Raw genomic sequence first — 15,450 nt, 5'->3', positions numbered from 1 at the left:
AGGATGTGATCGTACACCTGTCGGCGCGGTCAGGCCAGTTGGCGCAGCGTGTGCTTGATGGTTTGCGCACGTGCGCCCACGTCGGGCATCTTGGCCTCGATGCGCAGCTTGTCCTGGCCGGCCAGCTTGATGTGTTTGTTCTTTTGCACGAGGTCGATGATCCGGATGGCGTCGATCGGCGGGTTTGGCACGAACTGCATGCTCACCGTGGCCTCGCCGGCGTCGATCTTGCGCACGCCCAGCGGCGCGGCCGCAATGCGCAGCCGGTGTGTTTCGATCAGCGCCTGCGCCTGCGCGGGCAGCCGGCCGAAACGGTCGATCAGCTCTTCCTGGATATCGTCCACGCGTTCGCCGGTCTCGCAGTTTGCCAGGCGCTTGTAGAGCGACAGGCGCTCGTGCACATCGGCGCAATAGTCGTTTGGCAGCAGGGCCGGCGTGCCGAGGTTGATCTCGGTGGTGGCCGCCAGCGGCGCCATCAGGTCCGGTTCCTTGCCGGCCTTCAGCGATTTCACGGCCGCGTTGAGCATGTCCGTGTAGAGCTGGAAGCCGATCTCGTGGATTTCGCCCGACTGCTTGTCGCCCAGCACCTCGCCGGCGCCGCGGATTTCCAGGTCATGCATCGCCAGGTAGAACCCCGCGCCCAGTTCCTCCATCTGCTGGATGGCTTCCAGCCGGCGCTGCGCCTGCTTGGTCAGGCCGTCCACGTCATGCACCAGCAGATAGGCATAGGCCTGGTGGTGACTGCGGCCCACGCGGCCGCGCAACTGGTGCAGCTGCGCCAGGCCGAAACGGTCGGCGCGGTGGATCAGGATCGTGTTGGCCGTGGGCACGTCAATGCCGGTCTCGATGATCGTCGTGCAGAGCAGGATGTTGTCGCGGCGGGCCACGAAGTCGCGCATTACGCGTTCCAGTTCGCGCTCGTGCATCTGTCCGTGCGCCACGGCAATGCGCGCCTCCGGCACCAGTTCGGCCAGCCTGGCGCGCTTGTTCTCGATGGTCTCCACTTCGTTGTGCAGGAAGTAGACCTGTCCGCCACGCTTCAGCTCGCGCAGGATGGCCTCGCGGATCACGCCGTCTTCCTCGCGCCGCACGAAGGTCTTGATGGCCAGCCGCTTCTGCGGCGCCGTGGCGATGACCGAGAAGTCGCGCAGGCCCTCGAGCGCCATGCCCAGCGTACGCGGGATCGGGGTGGCTGTCAGCGTGAGCACGTCCACCTCGGCGCGCAGCGTCTTCAGCGCTTCCTTCTGGCGCACGCCGAAGCGGTGTTCCTCGTCGATGATGACCAGGCCCAGGCGCTGGAACTTCACCTCGTCGGACAGCAGCTTGTGGGTGCCGATGACGATATCGACCGTGCCTTCGTTGATCTGCTTGATCGCGGCATCCACTTCCTTTTTCGTCTTGAAGCGCGACAGCTCCACGATGCGCACCGGCCACTCGGCAAAGCGGTCGGACAGGGTCTGGAAATGCTGCTCGGCCAGCAGCGTGGTGGGGGCCAGCATCGCCACCTGCTTGCCGCCCAGCACGGCCACGAACGCGGCGCGCAGCGCGACCTCGGTCTTGCCAAAGCCCACGTCGCCGCAGACCAGGCGGTCCATCGGCTTGCCCGACGTCATGTCGGCGATCACGGCGGAGATGGCGGCGGCCTGGTCCGGCGTTTCCTCGAAACCGAAGCTCTCTGCAAAGGTCTCGTAGTCCTTGGGCTGCAGCGGGAAGGCAAAGCCCTGGCGCAGCGCGCGGCGCGCGTACAGGTTCAGCAGCTCGGCAGCCGTGTCGCGGATCTGCTGGGCGGCGCGGCGCTTGGCCTTGTCCCACTGGCCGGTGCCCAGCGAATGCAGCGGCGCGGTATCCGGATCGGCGCCCGAGTAGCGCGAAATGACGTGCAGTTGATGCACGGGCACGTAGAGCTTGCTGCCCTTGTCGTAATCCAGATGCAGGAATTCCTCGTCGCCCTGGCCCATGTCCAGTGTGACCAGGCCCTGGTAACGGCCGATGCCGTGCTCGCTATGCACCACGGGGTCGCCGATCTTCAGTTCGGCCAGGTCGCGCACCATCGAATCGACGGTGCTGGCCTGCTCCTGCTTGCGGCGCCCCGTGCGGCGGGTGGTGCCGGCGTACAGCTCGTTCTCGGTGACGAATGCAAACTGCCCGGCGGGCAGGGCAAAGCCGCTCTGCAGCGGCGCCACGGCGATCGAGAAATGCGAGTCGCCGGCCAGGAACGCGGCGAAGTCCTCGACCACCATCGGACGCAGGCCGCTTTCGGCAAACAGCTGCATCAGCGTTTCGCGGCGGCCCGCCGAGTCGGCGCACATGAGTACGCGCGTGGCCTTGTTCAGCAGCAGCGATTCCAGGTTGACCAGCGGGTCTTCGGCACGGCGGTTGACCGAGACATCGGGCAGGCTGGCGGCGAACGCCGGCACTTCCGCCGCAACGGCATCGCGGTGCAGCACCAGCCGGGCCAGCGGCTTGGCGCCGATAAAGAACTGTTCTTCGGACAGGAACAGGTCCGCGGGCGGCAGCAGCGGCCGTTCCCGGTCGTGCCGCATGAACGTGTAGCGCTGCGTGGTGTCGGCCCAGAAACGGCGGATGGCCTCGTCGACCTGGCCGGCGAACGCCAGTTGCGTGCCGGCGGGCAGGTAGTCGAACAGCGTGGCGCTTTGCTCGAAGAACAGCGGCAGGTAGTACTCGATGCCGGCCGACGGCACCCCATTGCCGATGTCCTTGTAGATCGGCGACTTGGTCGGATCGCCTTCGAAGATCTCGCGCCAGCGGCCACGAAAGGCGGTGCGGGCGGGCTCGTCCAGCGGAAACTCGCGGCCCGGCAGCAGGCGCACTTCCTTGACCGGATACAGGCTGCGCTGCGAATCGGGATCGAACGCGCGGATGGTCTCGATCTCGTCGCCGAACAGGTCGATCCGGTACGGCAGCGCCGAGCCCATCGGGTACAGGTCGATCAGGCCACCGCGCACGCTGTATTCGCCCGGCCGCATGACCGCGCTCACGTGCTCGTAGCCGGCCAGCGTGAACTGCGCCTTGAGCGCAGCCTCGTCGAGCTTTTCGCCCTGCTTGAAGAAGAACGTGTAGGCAGCCAGGAACGAGGGCGGCGCCAGGCGATAGAGCGCGGTCGACGCCGGCACGATCATCACGTCGCACTGGCCGCCCTGGATGTCGTGCAGCGTCGCCAGGCGTTCGGACACCAGGTCCTGGTGCGGCGAGAAGCTGTCGTAGGGCAGCGTTTCCCAGTCGGGCAGCAGCCGTACGCGCAGTTCGGGTGCAAACCACGGGATTTCCTCGGCCAGCCGCTGCGCGTCCATGGCGTTGGCGCAGATCACGGCCACCATCGGCACGCTGCCGCGATGCTGGCGTGCATAGGCGGCGACGGCGAGGGCGTCGGCTGACCCGGTCAGGCCGGTCACGGCATGGCGCATGCCAGGCTTGATCAGCGGCAGGGTGGCGAAAGGAAATGCGGTAGCGTTGTCAGGCATTGGCAGCAGTGAGCGCAAAAACGTCAACACCCCGCCGGCACATGCGAAAGGCATGCCACGGGCAGGGAGCGTCTGTTATGCCAGCCATGCCATGGCAGGATTCATGGCGGCGGGCGAGGGCCGTATTATAGAATGCGCACCGGCCGGCCCGCTGGCCGTGCCAAATATTCAAAGGCCCTCAGAAACCTGTGTCCGATCGTCGATTCGCCCTGATCCCCTGTGCCGGTACCGGCAGCCGTGCCGGCGGTGCCGTGCAGAAGCAGTACCAGACCGTGGCCGGCCGGCCGATGCTCTGGTATGCCCTGGCGGCGTTTTCCGCCAGCGAGGCCATCAGCGCCACCGCGCTGGTGCTGGCGCCCGACGACATGCCGCTGGAGGCACGGTTCGGTGCCGCGGCCTTTGCTGGCCTGCGCTTCGATACGGCGTTCGTGGGCGGCGATTCGCGCCATGCCTCGGTGCTGGCGGGCCTGCATCACCTGGCTACGCTGGGGGCGTCGGATACCGACTGGGTGCTGGTCCACGACGCCGCAAGGCCGGGTCTGACCAGTGCGATGATCGACACCCTGGTGCGGGCGGTGGAGTCCGACGATTCGGCCAGCGAACCGATCGGCGGCATCCTGGCCGTGCCGGTGCCCGACACCCTTAAGCGTGCCGACGCCGGTGCGCGCATCGGCGGCACCGTGCCCCGCGAGGGCCTGTGGCAGGCGCAAACACCACAAATGTTCCGCATCGGCGTACTGCGCCATGCACTGGAAGACGCCATGGCCGCCGGTGCCGTGGTCACCGACGAGGCCAGCGCCATCGAGCGCCTGGGCCTGCATCCGCGGCTGGTCAACGGATCGCTGCGCAATTTCAAGGTGACCTACCCCGAGGATTTCGCGCTGGCCGACGTGCTGCTGCGCACGGGCCAGCCGGCGTCGTGAACCACTTTTGCAAGGAGTCGTTTTGAATCCGTTCGATTTTCGCGTAGGGCAGGGCTATGACGTGCATGCCCTGGTGCCGGGCCGCAAGCTGATTCTGGGCGGCGTCGATATCCCGCATGACCGCGGCCTGCTGGGCCATTCGGATGCCGATGCGCTGCTGCACGCCGTGACCGATGCGCTGTTCGGCGCCGCCGCGCTGGGTGACATCGGCCGTCATTTCCCCGATACCGACCCCGATTTCAAGGGTGCCGACAGCCGCGTGCTGCTGCGCGAGGCCGCGCGGCGTGTCCGCGCCGCCGGCTTCGAGATCGGCAACGTCGACGCCACGGTGATTGCGCAGAAGCCGAAGCTGGCGCCGCACATCGGCGGCATGGTGGCCAACCTGGCCGAAGACCTGGGCCTGCCCGTCACGCACTGCAACGTGAAGGCCAAGACCAACGAGAAGCTCGGGTTCGAAGGCAAGGAAGAGGGCATCGTCGCGCAGGCGGCGGTGCTGATCTACCGCCGCACCGCCGACGTGCAGGACTGAAGTCGCAAACCGGTCAGGGTGATGGCGGCGACGGTGCCGCCGGCTCATCGGCCGTGATCGGATAGACGTAGTCGATCAGGCGCGCCATGGCGCCGTGGCGCGATCCGGCTTCGGTACGTTTCTGGAATCCCATCTGCTCGCAGAGTTTGATGGCGGAGTCCATTTCGGGCATGGTGCGACAGATCAGCGCGTGGGCGCCAATGTCGCGGGCGCGCTGGATGCAGATCTGCATCAGCCGTTTGCCCAGCCCCAGCCCGCGCGCCTGCGGGTTGACCGAAAGCAGCCGCGCTTCGGGCTGCGTCAGCGTAATCGTGGAATCGTCCAGTGCCGGCAGCGTGGCACCCGGGTGGCAGAACAGCACGGCACCGCTGATGCCGTGATCGGTTTCCGCGACCCACCATTCCATGTCGGGATTGTCCTTGGCGGCCAGCACGGACTGCATGCCGCGCTGGAACGACGCGCGGCAGTCTTCCATGATCTCCAGCTCATACTGCCCGTAGGCCTGCTGCGTGACCGCGGCGATATCGCCCCAGTCGTGTACCGCGGCCAGCCGGAACCGGAAGCGCGGTGAATTGGGTGAGGGCAAGGTGCTCATGGCAACGGCGAAGTTCGTGACCTTTCGTCGATTGTAGGCCGCGCCATGCACAAATGCATCGGGTCGATTGGCGGAACGCGTGTCGGACAATACCGATTGACCGATGGCGCAAGAGCAGAAACGCAGGCGGGCGGACACCTTTCGGTGCCCGCCCGCGTTTGGCGCCCGGCGACGCATCGCAGGCGGTTTCGCCCACGATATCGCCCGTTCTGGCGCAATTTGGCCGTTGGTCCGGACCTTATTCCGCGACGATCACATTGGCGGCAGCGCCAATCACGGCGGCGATGCGGCCAACGTCACGCAGCTGCTGGGCGCTCATGCCCTGTTCGTTCTTCAGCAGCTGGTAGTGCGACTTCACGCAGAAGTGGCACTTGCCGATGATCGAGGCCGCCAGGGCGTACATCTCGAAGCGGCGCTTGTCCACACCACCATGGGTAGCGTAGGCGTTCATGCGCAGTCCCGCCGGCTGGCTGGCCAGGTCCGGGTCTTCGGCCATCTCGACGAACGGATACCAGATGTTGTTCATGCCCATCAGCGCGGCAGCGGTCTGCGCAGCGTTGACTTCCTCGGGCGACAGCACGTTCGCGTTGCGAATCGCGTCGACAATCAGCTTGCTCTTGGCAGCGAAGGCCGCGGCCAGCGCCACGCCGACCGCATCGTTGCCTTCCAGCGACGAACGCGCGATGGTGCCATCCACATTCAGGCGGATATCCTTGGCGTAGTCGGGGATTGCGTTCTTAATCGTACTGAGGAATTCCATTTATTTCTCCTATCGACGAGGGCTCAAAAAACCCGCACGGAGCGGGTTTCGACATGAAAGGGCGCCAGGCCCTTCCATGTGATGTGCCGGATCACCAAAGGTGACTGGCAGGCAGGGCCAATTACAGCGTGGCGCCGCCGACAGCACGGTTGCACGGGCACAGCTCGTCCGTTTGCAGACCGTCCAGAATACGCAGGACTTCTTCCGGGTTGCGGCCGACGTTCAGGTTGTTCACCGAAACGTGCTGGATCACATTGTCCGGATCGACGATGAACGTCGCGCGCAGGGCCACGCCAGCGGCCTGGTCACGCACGCCCAGCTGGTCGACCAGCGAGCCGGTCACATCGGCGAATTGCCACTGGTTCAGCTTGTTCAGGTCCTTGTGTTCGCGGCGCCATGCCAGCTTCACGAATTCGTTGTCGGTCGAGCCGCCCAGCACGATCGCGTCACGGTCGGCGAAGTCGTTGTTCAGCTTGGCGAATGCCACGATTTCGGTCGGGCACACGAACGTGAAGTCCTTCGGGTAGAAGTAAATGATCTTCCACTTGCCTTCGAACGACTTTTCGGTGATGTCTTCGAAAGCCGACTGGCCATTCTCTTCGTGGTTGTTGAAACCCGGCTTGACACCAACGATGCTGAAGGCTTCGAGCTTGTCACCAACGGTCTTCATTGACTTCTCCTGATACGGTTGAACAGATTGAGGCTTGCAATCTACGATTCGGTTCCCGCGGCAGCCGGGGATGTCAATCGTATTTGCACGAAAGCTTTGAGTATGCGCATTTGCGCGCACCAAGGCCAATTGGTTTTCTTAACCGGGCCGATAGGTAGCGTCTGGGTCGGCGCAAAAGCGAGCCGCCAGTATGCCACGCGTACCACATGGGGACGGATGGCCGAAAAGCAATCGCGCCGCCATCACATACATGCCACGCGAACGTGTCAGGCACATGAAGGCGGCGCGGGGCCGCACGAATGCGGCGTCCAGACCTGCGGGCCGGGATCAGGCGGGGCGCAGTGCCGCCTGGTCGCGCCGGGCGCGGAAGATGACCAGCGTGGCTGCCAGGCCGCAGGCTGCGGCAAACATCAGCCAGAGGCCAGGAGCCGCCTTGTTGCCGGTGCTGTGGATCAGGTACGTCGAGATGGCCGGCGTGAAGCCGCCAAACAGGGCCGTGGCAAGGCTGTAGGCCAGCGAGAAGCCTGCGGTACGCACAGCGGGCGGCATGACTTCGGTCAGCGTGACGACCATGGCACCGTTATAGCTGCCGTACAGGAACGACAGCCACAGTTCCACCATCAGCAGGCGCTCGAACGACGGCGCAGCCACCAGCCACGACACTGCCGGGTAGGCGGTGACCAGCGTGGCGATCGTGAAGAACACCAGCAGCGGCTTGCGGCCGATACGGTCGGACACGGCGCCCATCAGCGGCAGCCAGATGAAGTTCGACAGGCCCACGCACATCGTGACGATCAGGTTGTCCACGTCGTCGAGCTTGAGCACGGTCTTGCCGAAGGTCGGCGTGTACGCGGTGATCATGTAGAACGACACCGTGGTCATCACCACCATCAGGCAGCCGGCGATGATGATGCGCCAGTTTTCGAGCATCGAGCGGTAGATCTCGTTGATCGACGGGCGATGCTTGCGCGTGAGGAATTCCTCGGTCTCTTCCAGCGAACGGCGGATCAGGAACAGGAACGGCACGATCAGGCAGCCGATCAGGAACGGCACACGCCAGCCCCAGCTATCCATCTGCGCGGGCGCCAGCGTGGCGTGCAGGATCACGCCGAGCAGGCCGGCGAAGATCACAGCCACCTGCTGGCTGGCCGATTGCCAGGCCACATAGAAGCCCTTCTGGCCCGGCTTGGCGATCTCGGACAGGTACACCGAGACGCCGCCCAGTTCCACGCCGGCCGAGAAACCCTGCAGCAGGCGCCCGAACAGCACCAGCAGCGGGGCGGCCATGCCGATCGATGCATAGCCCGGCACCAGCGCGATCAGCAGCGTGCCCAGCGCCATCAGCACCAGCGTGACGATCAGGCCCTTGCGGCGGCCGTGATGGTCGATATAGGCGCCCAGCACGATCGCGCCAAGCGGCCGCATCAGGAAGCCGGCACCGAACGTTGCCAGCGACAGCATCAGCGACGCGAATTCATCGCCAGCGGGGAAGAACGTACGCGCGATGGCGGCGGCGTAGAAGCCGTACACCATGAAGTCGTACATTTCGAGGAAGTTTCCGCTGACGACGCGGAACACGGTACGAAAACCGTGCTGGGGTGTGGAGCTGGAGCTTGACATGGCTGTCTCTCGGTCGCCGCAAGTGGGGTCGTGCGGCATGTTGTCGATCGTTGTCAGCCATGGCGGAAGAGGGTATTGCGGCAGGCGCGCCATGACTGCGGATGCCGTTGTATGCATCGCCTGTCGATGGCGTGAAGTGTGCGCAATGACGCTGTCATTCGCCTGTCAGCGACCTTTCAAATCCATATCAAATGCTGAAGAAAACCTGTCAATGCGCCGCATGCGGGGCATGCGGGCACTGCGGTGGTGCCGGATGGGACTGGCGCCCGGTCAGGCGCGCCGGAAACGGGCGCTGACGACGAGCCCCGTCTTGGGGGCGGGGCGATTGGCAAGGATCAGGCGGCCGCCGTTGCGCTGCAGGATACGGTTGACGATCGACATGCCCAGGCCGGCGCCCTTGGCCTCGCTGCGCGCGCTGTCGAGCCGGTAGAACGGCCGCGTCAGCAGGGACAGTTGCTCGTTGGGCACGCCGGGCCCGCTGTCGGCCACCATCAGCACGGCTTCCTTGTCTTCCACGCGCGTGGAAATTTCCACTTCGGCCATGCCGGTTTCCTCGTCCTTGGCATAGCGGCGCGCGTTTTCCACGAGGTTGTCGAGGATGCGCTGGATTTCCATGCGGTTGGCAACGGCCATGACCGGGCCGTTGGACCGCACGTGTACGCGCACGTCGTCGTGCGCGGCATAGACGCCGACCGATTCCTGGACCAGCGTGGACAGGTCCACCGGCTCCACCACCTCCTGGCCAGGCCGGGCGTAGTTCAGGAACTGGCCGATGATGGCATCCATCTGCTCGATGTCGGCAATCATCGCGTCGCGCGTGGTGGTGTCCACGGGCGACATCTCGGTTTCCAGCCGCAGGCGGGTAAGCGGGGTGCGCAGGTCATGCGAGATACCGGCCAGCATGACCACGCGATCGTCGTCGAGCTGGCGCAGGTCGCGCACCATCTGGTTGAAGCTGCGGTTGGCCTGGGCCACCTCGCTGGCGCCCTGTTCGCGCAGCGGCGGCGCCTCGCCTCCGGTGCCGATCAGTCGTGCGGCATTGGCAAGGCGCTTGAGCGGGTAGTTCACGCGGGCCGTGATGAAGGCCGCGCCGATGATCGACAGCAGCAGCGCCGCAATACTCCACCAGAGCCACTGGATGCCGGGCACGCGCTCGAAGCGTTCGGGGCTGATGGCAACCCAGTAGTCGTCGCCTTCGATCTCGAAGCTGACCCACACGCCGGGGATGTCGTTGACCGTGGTGGCAAGCACCGTGTCTTCGCCCAGGCGGCTGCGGATTTCCTGCTGGACGAGCTGGGTCAGGAACGGATTGGCCTTGGGGGCGGCAAAGTCGTCGTCCTTTTCGCGCGGATAGACCTTGATGCCCTCGTTCTGGACGAGGTCGAGCAGCAGGAACCGGCGCCGGGCCGGGTCGGAGTAGAGCAGGGCTGCACGGGTGAGCTTGACCACGCTGACCACCTGCATGGCGATCTGCTGGGCGCGCGGCGCGCGTTCGAAGAGCCGGTAGCTCTGGAACCAGATACCCAGCGAGATCGCCAGCAAAAGGGCGATCAGCATGAAGGTTCGCCAGAAAAGCGAACCAAAGAACCGCGTTGCGGTACGGCCGAGGGCAGTCGCCACGATGAGGCTGCGGTCGACCGGACTTACTTCACGCCATCGGGGATGAAGACGTAACCCAGGCCCCAGACCGTCTGGATAAAGCGCGGGTTGCTCGGGTCAGGCTCGATGAGCTTGCGCAGGCGCGAGATCTGCACGTCCAGGCTGCGGTCGAAGACTTCGTATTCGCGGCCGCGCGCCATTTCCATCAGCTTTTCGCGCGACAGCGGCTGGCGCGGATGGCGGGCAAAGACCTTCAGCACCGAGAACTCGCCCGTGGTGAGCGTGATTTCCTCGTCGTTCTTGGTCAGCGTACGCGTGGCCAGATTCAGCACGAAATCGCCAAATGCAAACGTTTCGGGCGTCTCCGAAGGGGCGCCCGGCACCTCGGCGGGACCCTTGCGGCGCAGCACGGCATGAATACGCGCAATCAGCTCGCGCGGATTGAAGGGCTTGGGCAGATAATCGTCGGCACCCATTTCCAGGCCGACGATACGATCCACGTCCTCGCCCTTGGCGGTGAGCATGATGATCGGGGTCTGGTCGTTGGCACCGCGCAGGCGGCGGCAGATCGAAAGCCCGTCTTCGCCGGGCATCATCAGGTCCAGCACCAGCAGATCGAATCGCTCGCGCAGCCAGAGCTTGTTCATGGCCGTGGCGTTTTCCGCCACGAGAACCGTGAAGCCCTGCTCGCCCAGGTAGCGGCGCAGCAGGTCGCGCAAGCGCGGGTCGTCATCCACGACGAGAATCTTGTGGCTGGTATTTTCCATGGCGGTATCTTAGCGACTATCGCTTTCGCTCAAAATGGCTTAACAAAACGTTACATACTTTACCCCGTGGTATGGCGGCATGCACCTTTTGTGCATTTACACTCCGCAAACCGTTTCCCAAGGCCATCATGGCCGGCGGAATTCAAACGGTCACCACGGGCATCGTACTGTTCCCAGCCGCGACACTGGCATTCGCCTTGCTGTCGTCGGGGCGATGCCGGTGCCGCCGCCGGAGATCCTGAAGACCAATCCCCGGGGCCACAGTCGAAACCGCCATTATCCAATGAAAGTGAAGCATAACCGGCACGGGCAAACCCTGCGTCGCACAATTTGTGCGCGAGTGGTCTGGCTGGCCGGCATGACCCTGCTGATGGCCGCGGCACCCGCCCCGGCATTCGCCCAATCGGCGGGCATGGCGCATCTGCTTCACCCCAAGGTTCAGCCGCCGGGCCCCGGCAGCAATCCGTCGGCGCCCGAACGCAACCGTCAGCAACCACGCCGCAATGATCGTGCCGAGACCGAGCGCGACATGGCCGAGCGGGCTACCCGCCAGGGCCAGCGCGGCGGCAGCCAGCGCCTGTCGCCCGACGAGCGCAAGACGCTGCGCAAGAATCTCTACGATATCGGCAAGGAAATGTACCAGGGCGGCTGATCAGCCAGCGTCCCTGAAGTGCCGCAGGAAATCCACGAACACCTCGGCTGCCTGCTGGGCGTCTTCCACCGTGATCGTTTCTGCCGGATTGTGGCTGATGCCGCCATTGCCGCAGCGCACGAACAGCATCGCCACATCGGTGATCCGCTGCATCATCATCGCGTCATGCCCCGCCCCGGAGGGCAGTTCGAACGCCTCCAGCCCACGCTTTCTCAATACCGCCGCGAACTGGTCCATCAGCCAGCGCGCGCAGGGCGCGTTATTGACCGGCGTCACCCGTTCCACGCTGACCTGAAGCGAACGCCTGGCCGCAATGGCCTCGATGCCCGCCACGATATCGGCGATGGCCGCTTCGCGGATGCCGTCCTCGCCCGCGCGGATGTCCATCGAGAACAGGCATGCGGCCGGGATCACGTTGCTCGACCCATTGGGTACCTGCAGCTGGCCCACGGTGCCGACCAGTGTCGGCACCTGGGCGCAGCGCTGTTCCACCAGCAGGATCATCTCGGCGGCGCCGGTGGCGGCGTCGCGGCGCATATCCATGGGCGTGGTGCCGGCATGGCTGGCCAGACCCTCAACGCGCACCTGGAAGCGGCTACTGCCGGCGATCTGGGTCACGATGCCCAGTGGCAGGCCGCGGTTCAGCAGCACCGGACCCTGTTCGATATGGACTTCGACAAAGCCGGCCAGCGTGGCGGGATCGACCGCCGCGGCGCGCAGCGCCTCCAGCGCGCCGGCGCCCGGGAAGCCGGACTGCGCCAGCGCGTCGCGCATCGATACGCCTTCGGTGTCCACGCGGTCCAGCAAGGCCGGATCGAAGCGGCCCGCCAGCACACTGCTGGCAAGGAAGCTGGTCTTGAAGCGCAGGCCTTCTTCCTCGGCAAAGGCCACGACGTCGAAGTGGTAGGGCAGGCGGATGCCCGCATCGCGCAGCGCCCCCACCACGGCGATGGGCAGCAGGATGCCAAGCCGCCCGTCGTAGCGCCCGCCATTGCGCACCGTGTCGAAATGCGACCCGGTCATCAGCACCTTGGGATTCGGCTCGGCCGGATCGGCGGCATAGCGGCCGATCACGTTGCCGATGGCATCGACCCGCACGGTCATGCCGGCATCTTCCATCCAGCGCGCCAGGAGCGCCTGCGCCTGGGTATGGGCGGACGTCAGGAAGGCACAGGTCAGGCCGCCTTCCATATCGGAGTGCCGGGCAAGGGCGTCGGCGCGATCGAGGATCAGCTGACCAAGAGAGGGCGTGGCAGGAGTCATGGCATCAACACGTGGAAACAACGAACGACTAACAACGAACGACTGACAGCTGACGGAGAGGGGCGGGCGGACCCGCCGGAGCGCCAGCGTTCAGCCGTTGCGCAGCCAGGTCTTCCAGGCCAGCCACAGCTTGCGCATCGGCGTCAGCGCAATGCGCTGGGTCAGCACCTGGAAGTCGCTGGCCTCGATTTCGTCGAGCAGGGCATGGTGGATGGCCGCCAGCGCCAGCGCCGCGCGTTGGGCCCGGCGGTCGGCGCGGGGCAGCAGTGCCAGCGCTTCCTGGTACAGCGTGCGGGCCAGCGACGCCTGGTCGCGCATCATGGTGACAAACTGCGGCGAATGGCGCGACTGCATGATGTCGGCCACGGGCACCTCGAACCGCTGCAGGGTGTCCACGGGAATATAGACCCGGCCCTGGCGGGCGTCGTGGCCAACCTCGCGCACGATGCGGATGCGCATCTGCGACAGGCCCAGCTTTTCCGCCGATTCCAGCGTACGTTCATCGGTAAAACCCAGCAGCCGTGCCGTCAGCTTGCCTAGCGTGCCGCCTACCAGCCGGCAGTACCGGCCGAGCGCGCCCTCGTCGAAATAGCGCGACTGGGCGAGGTCCATTTCGGTGCCATCGAGCACCTGGCTCATTTCGGCCTGGGGCAGGGCCGCCAGGAACGGCAGCAGCGCAAGGCTGACCGGGTGATTCGGGCTGCCTTCGTACAGGCGGCGCAGTTCGGCGCGCCACCAGTCCAGCCGTTGCAGGGCCACGCCGGCGTCATGGTTCTCGTGAACGATGGCGTCGAGTTCCAGGCGCCAGGCCTGCAGGGCCGTCAGGGCGCGGCGTCGGTCGGGGGAGAGGAGCAGGCTGCTGTAATAGAAGCTGGAGCCGCTTTTTGCGGCCTTGTCCTGGCAATACTGATCGGGCGTCACGCCAATCTCTTTCTGGTGGGGCGGCGGGGGCGGCGCCAAAGCGGCGAATTGTAACATCGGCCACGGGGGTGGGCGGCCCCCGATGATGTGATGCTTGCGGCGCAAGTTGCTTGCCGCGCCGGCATCGTGACGTTTTGTCGCGGAATACTGCCATTCGTCATCCGGCGTTTGACGCACTCGAGGGCGGTCGCTATATTACTGACCGCAAAGTTATTAACTTCCTGTGGTCGATTTCTGACACGTCCGGAATCGACCCGAACGGCAGCAAGGCGCCCAACCCGAGGCGCCAGCGAGACACCATCCGGCCACCGGCCCGCGCAGTACCCGATGCCGCCGCCAGGTTCAGCTTCGCCCCGTTCATCTTTACCCAGCTTCATTCTTTTTCACCGACTCAAAGACGCTTGTCCATGCCAGTGCCCATTGCCAGGCCGGAAGTTGCGGCCGCTGAAGTTGATGACCTCCGAAAGTCGCGCCAGGCCGTGTGCGCAAGACGCAGCCGTGCACCGATGGCCCGTACGGCCCGGGTGTCCATCGGGATGCTGGCCGTGGCCGGACTGCTGGTGCTGGGCGGATGTGGCAAGCAGGCCGAGCCCGTGGAAGATGTGCGGCCGGTGCGCCTGATGCAGCTCAGCCCGGCAGCGGGCAAGACCGAATACGAGTTTTCGGGCGAGGTGCGCCCGCGTATCGAATCGCGCCTGGGTTTCCGGGTCGGCGGCAAGATTGCGGCCCGTCTCGTCGATGTCGGGGCCAGTGTGCGCAAGGGGCAGCCGCTGGCACGGCTCGATCCTACGGACCTGGCGCTGGCCGAATCGGGCGCGCGGGCCCAGTACGATGCGGCCAGGACTGACCGCGACCTGGCCGCCGCCGACCTGAAGCGCTACAAGGAACTGGCCGCCAAGAACTTCATCAGTGCGGCGGAACTGAACCGCCGCCAGGCCACCTTCGATTCGGCGGCATCGCGGCTTGACCAGGCGCAGGCCAGCCTGCGCAACCAGTCGAACCAGACGGGCTATGCCGTACTGACGGCCGACGCCGACGGCGTGGTGACCGCCATCGACACCGAAGTGGGCCAGGTGGTCACGCCGGGCCAGCCGGTGATCCGCGTGGCGCAGACCGCTGAAAAGGAAGTTGCCATCGGGCTGCCCGAGGATCAGGTCGACATGCTGCGCGGCACCACCGATGTGGCGATCCATACCTGGTCGGACCCCGGCCGGATTTTGCCGGGCCGCGTGCGCGAGATTTCGGCGGCGGCCGATCCGGTCACGCGTACCTATCCCACGCGCGTCAGCATCCCCAATCCGCCTGCTGACCTGCGCATCGGCATGACGGCCGTGGTGTCGTTCACACGAACCGGCGACGCGACCACCATTCGCGTGCCGCTGACCGCGCTGCTCCAGAGCAAGGGCGCCAACCAAGTGTGGATCTACCAGCCCGGCCAGGGCGGCAGTGGCACGGTCAAGCCGGTGCCCGTGACGTTGGGCGACGCGCAGGGCAACCTGATCGAAGTGCGCCAGGGTCTGACGCCGGGTCAGACGATTGTCACGGCCGGCGTGCATCTGCTCAAGCCGGGCCAGAAGGTCAAGCCGATGCAAAGCGTGGCGCCGGCCCAGCCGGCTTCGAACCCTGGCGCGCAGCTGGGCGCCCTTGACCGCCGCCTGGGCTGAGGGCG

Annotated in this window: 13 protein-coding genes; 4 read left to right on the top strand and 9 right to left on the bottom strand. The window is 65.6% G+C overall.

Features of this window, described 5'->3' with window-relative positions; translation table 11 throughout:
* Positions 1–29 precede the first annotated feature (29 nt).
* Positions 30–3,482 carry a transcription-repair coupling factor gene (gene mfd, locus A9J21_RS18555; protein WP_066738310.1) on the bottom strand — a complete coding sequence of 1,151 codons (3,453 nt, stop codon included), beginning with the start codon at positions 3,480–3,482 and terminating at the stop codon, positions 30–32.
* Positions 3,483–3,670: 188 nt separating this feature from the next.
* Here mfd and ispD point away from each other — a divergent pair, with 188 nt between their 5' ends.
* Both ispD and ispF read left to right on the top strand, forming a co-directional pair.
* A complete protein-coding gene (gene ispD / locus A9J21_RS18550; protein WP_066738308.1) occupies positions 3,671–4,405 on the top strand; it encodes a 2-C-methyl-D-erythritol 4-phosphate cytidylyltransferase in 735 nt (244 codons plus the stop codon).
* Between the two features lie 22 nt (positions 4,406–4,427).
* On the top strand, positions 4,428–4,934 hold the full coding sequence (gene ispF / locus A9J21_RS18545; RefSeq protein ID WP_066738306.1) for a 2-C-methyl-D-erythritol 2,4-cyclodiphosphate synthase: 507 nt from the start codon (positions 4,428–4,430) through the stop codon (positions 4,932–4,934).
* A 13-nt stretch (positions 4,935–4,947) separates the two neighbouring features.
* Here the strand turns inward: ispF and A9J21_RS18540 are convergent, their stop codons facing one another.
* From A9J21_RS18540 to ompR, 6 genes are all read right to left on the bottom strand, one after another.
* Positions 4,948–5,529: a GNAT family N-acetyltransferase gene (locus A9J21_RS18540; RefSeq protein WP_066738915.1), complete on the bottom strand. Its 582-nt coding sequence runs from the start codon at positions 5,527–5,529 to the stop codon at positions 4,948–4,950.
* A gap of 238 nt (positions 5,530–5,767) precedes the next feature.
* Positions 5,768–6,289 (bottom strand): carboxymuconolactone decarboxylase family protein, encoded by a 522-nt coding sequence (locus A9J21_RS18535; protein ID WP_066738303.1) that lies wholly within the window; start codon positions 6,287–6,289, stop codon positions 5,768–5,770.
* A gap of 121 nt (positions 6,290–6,410) precedes the next feature.
* Positions 6,411–6,959 (bottom strand): peroxiredoxin, encoded by a 549-nt coding sequence (locus A9J21_RS18530; protein ID WP_029050616.1) that lies wholly within the window; start codon positions 6,957–6,959, stop codon positions 6,411–6,413.
* A gap of 327 nt (positions 6,960–7,286) precedes the next feature.
* Complete coding sequence (locus A9J21_RS18525) at positions 7,287–8,579, bottom strand: MFS transporter (RefSeq protein WP_066738301.1); 1,293 nt, start codon at positions 8,577–8,579, stop codon at positions 7,287–7,289.
* 270 nt (positions 8,580–8,849) lie between these two features.
* On the bottom strand, positions 8,850–10,199 hold the full coding sequence (locus A9J21_RS18520) for an ATP-binding protein (RefSeq protein ID WP_066738299.1): 1,350 nt from the start codon (positions 10,197–10,199) through the stop codon (positions 8,850–8,852).
* A 23-nt stretch (positions 10,200–10,222) separates the two neighbouring features.
* Complete coding sequence (gene ompR / locus A9J21_RS18515; protein WP_010810107.1) at positions 10,223–10,945, bottom strand: two-component system response regulator OmpR; 723 nt, start codon at positions 10,943–10,945, stop codon at positions 10,223–10,225.
* Positions 10,946–11,303: 358 nt separating this feature from the next.
* Here ompR and A9J21_RS18510 point away from each other — a divergent pair, with 358 nt between their 5' ends.
* A complete protein-coding gene (locus A9J21_RS18510; RefSeq protein WP_231906972.1) occupies positions 11,304–11,597 on the top strand; it encodes a hypothetical protein in 294 nt (97 codons plus the stop codon).
* Here the strand turns inward: A9J21_RS18510 and A9J21_RS18505 are convergent, their stop codons facing one another.
* The gene (locus A9J21_RS18505) at positions 11,598–12,860 is read right to left on the bottom strand and encodes a Zn-dependent hydrolase (protein ID WP_066738296.1); all 1,263 of its coding nucleotides are present in this window, start codon (positions 12,858–12,860) and stop codon (positions 11,598–11,600) included.
* Positions 12,861–12,950: 90 nt separating this feature from the next.
* On the bottom strand, positions 12,951–13,781 hold the full coding sequence (gene hpnD, locus A9J21_RS18500) for a presqualene diphosphate synthase HpnD (protein WP_066738913.1): 831 nt from the start codon (positions 13,779–13,781) through the stop codon (positions 12,951–12,953).
* A 506-nt stretch (positions 13,782–14,287) separates the two neighbouring features.
* Here hpnD and A9J21_RS18495 point away from each other — a divergent pair.
* Positions 14,288–15,445 carry an efflux RND transporter periplasmic adaptor subunit gene (locus tag A9J21_RS18495; RefSeq protein WP_231906971.1) on the top strand — a complete coding sequence of 386 codons (1,158 nt, stop codon included), beginning with the start codon at positions 14,288–14,290 and terminating at the stop codon, positions 15,443–15,445.
* Positions 15,446–15,450: the final 5 nt, after the last annotated feature.

This window comes from Cupriavidus sp. D384 (genome assembly GCF_001652915.1).
In the GTDB taxonomy this organism is placed as follows: domain Bacteria; phylum Pseudomonadota; class Gammaproteobacteria; order Burkholderiales; family Burkholderiaceae; genus Cupriavidus.
Note: the sequence above shows the minus strand (reverse complement) of the source record. Positions and strands in the feature narration are given on the sequence as shown.

What these genes read in the sequence shown, in the direction of transcription:
- mfd (WP_066738310.1), bottom strand. Translation starts at nt 3,482, where the DNA reads ATGCCTGACAACGCTACCGCATTTCCTTTCGCCACCCTGCCGCTGATC.
- A9J21_RS18540 (WP_066738915.1), bottom strand. Translation starts at nt 5,529, where the DNA reads ATGAGCACCTTGCCCTCACCCAATTCACCGCGCTTCCGGTTCCGGCTG.
- A9J21_RS18535 (WP_066738303.1), bottom strand. Translation starts at nt 6,289, where the DNA reads ATGGAATTCCTCAGTACGATTAAGAACGCAATCCCCGACTACGCCAAG.
- A9J21_RS18530 (WP_029050616.1), bottom strand. Translation starts at nt 6,959, where the DNA reads ATGAAGACCGTTGGTGACAAGCTCGAAGCCTTCAGCATCGTTGGTGTC.
- A9J21_RS18525 (WP_066738301.1), bottom strand. Translation starts at nt 8,579, where the DNA reads ATGTCAAGCTCCAGCTCCACACCCCAGCACGGTTTTCGTACCGTGTTC.
- ompR (WP_010810107.1), bottom strand. Translation starts at nt 10,945, where the DNA reads ATGGAAAATACCAGCCACAAGATTCTCGTCGTGGATGACGACCCGCGC.
- A9J21_RS18510 (WP_231906972.1), top strand. Translation starts at nt 11,304, where the DNA reads ATGACCCTGCTGATGGCCGCGGCACCCGCCCCGGCATTCGCCCAATCG.
- A9J21_RS18505 (WP_066738296.1), bottom strand. Translation starts at nt 12,860, where the DNA reads ATGACTCCTGCCACGCCCTCTCTTGGTCAGCTGATCCTCGATCGCGCC.
- A9J21_RS18495 (WP_231906971.1), top strand. Translation starts at nt 14,288, where the DNA reads ATGGCCCGTACGGCCCGGGTGTCCATCGGGATGCTGGCCGTGGCCGGA.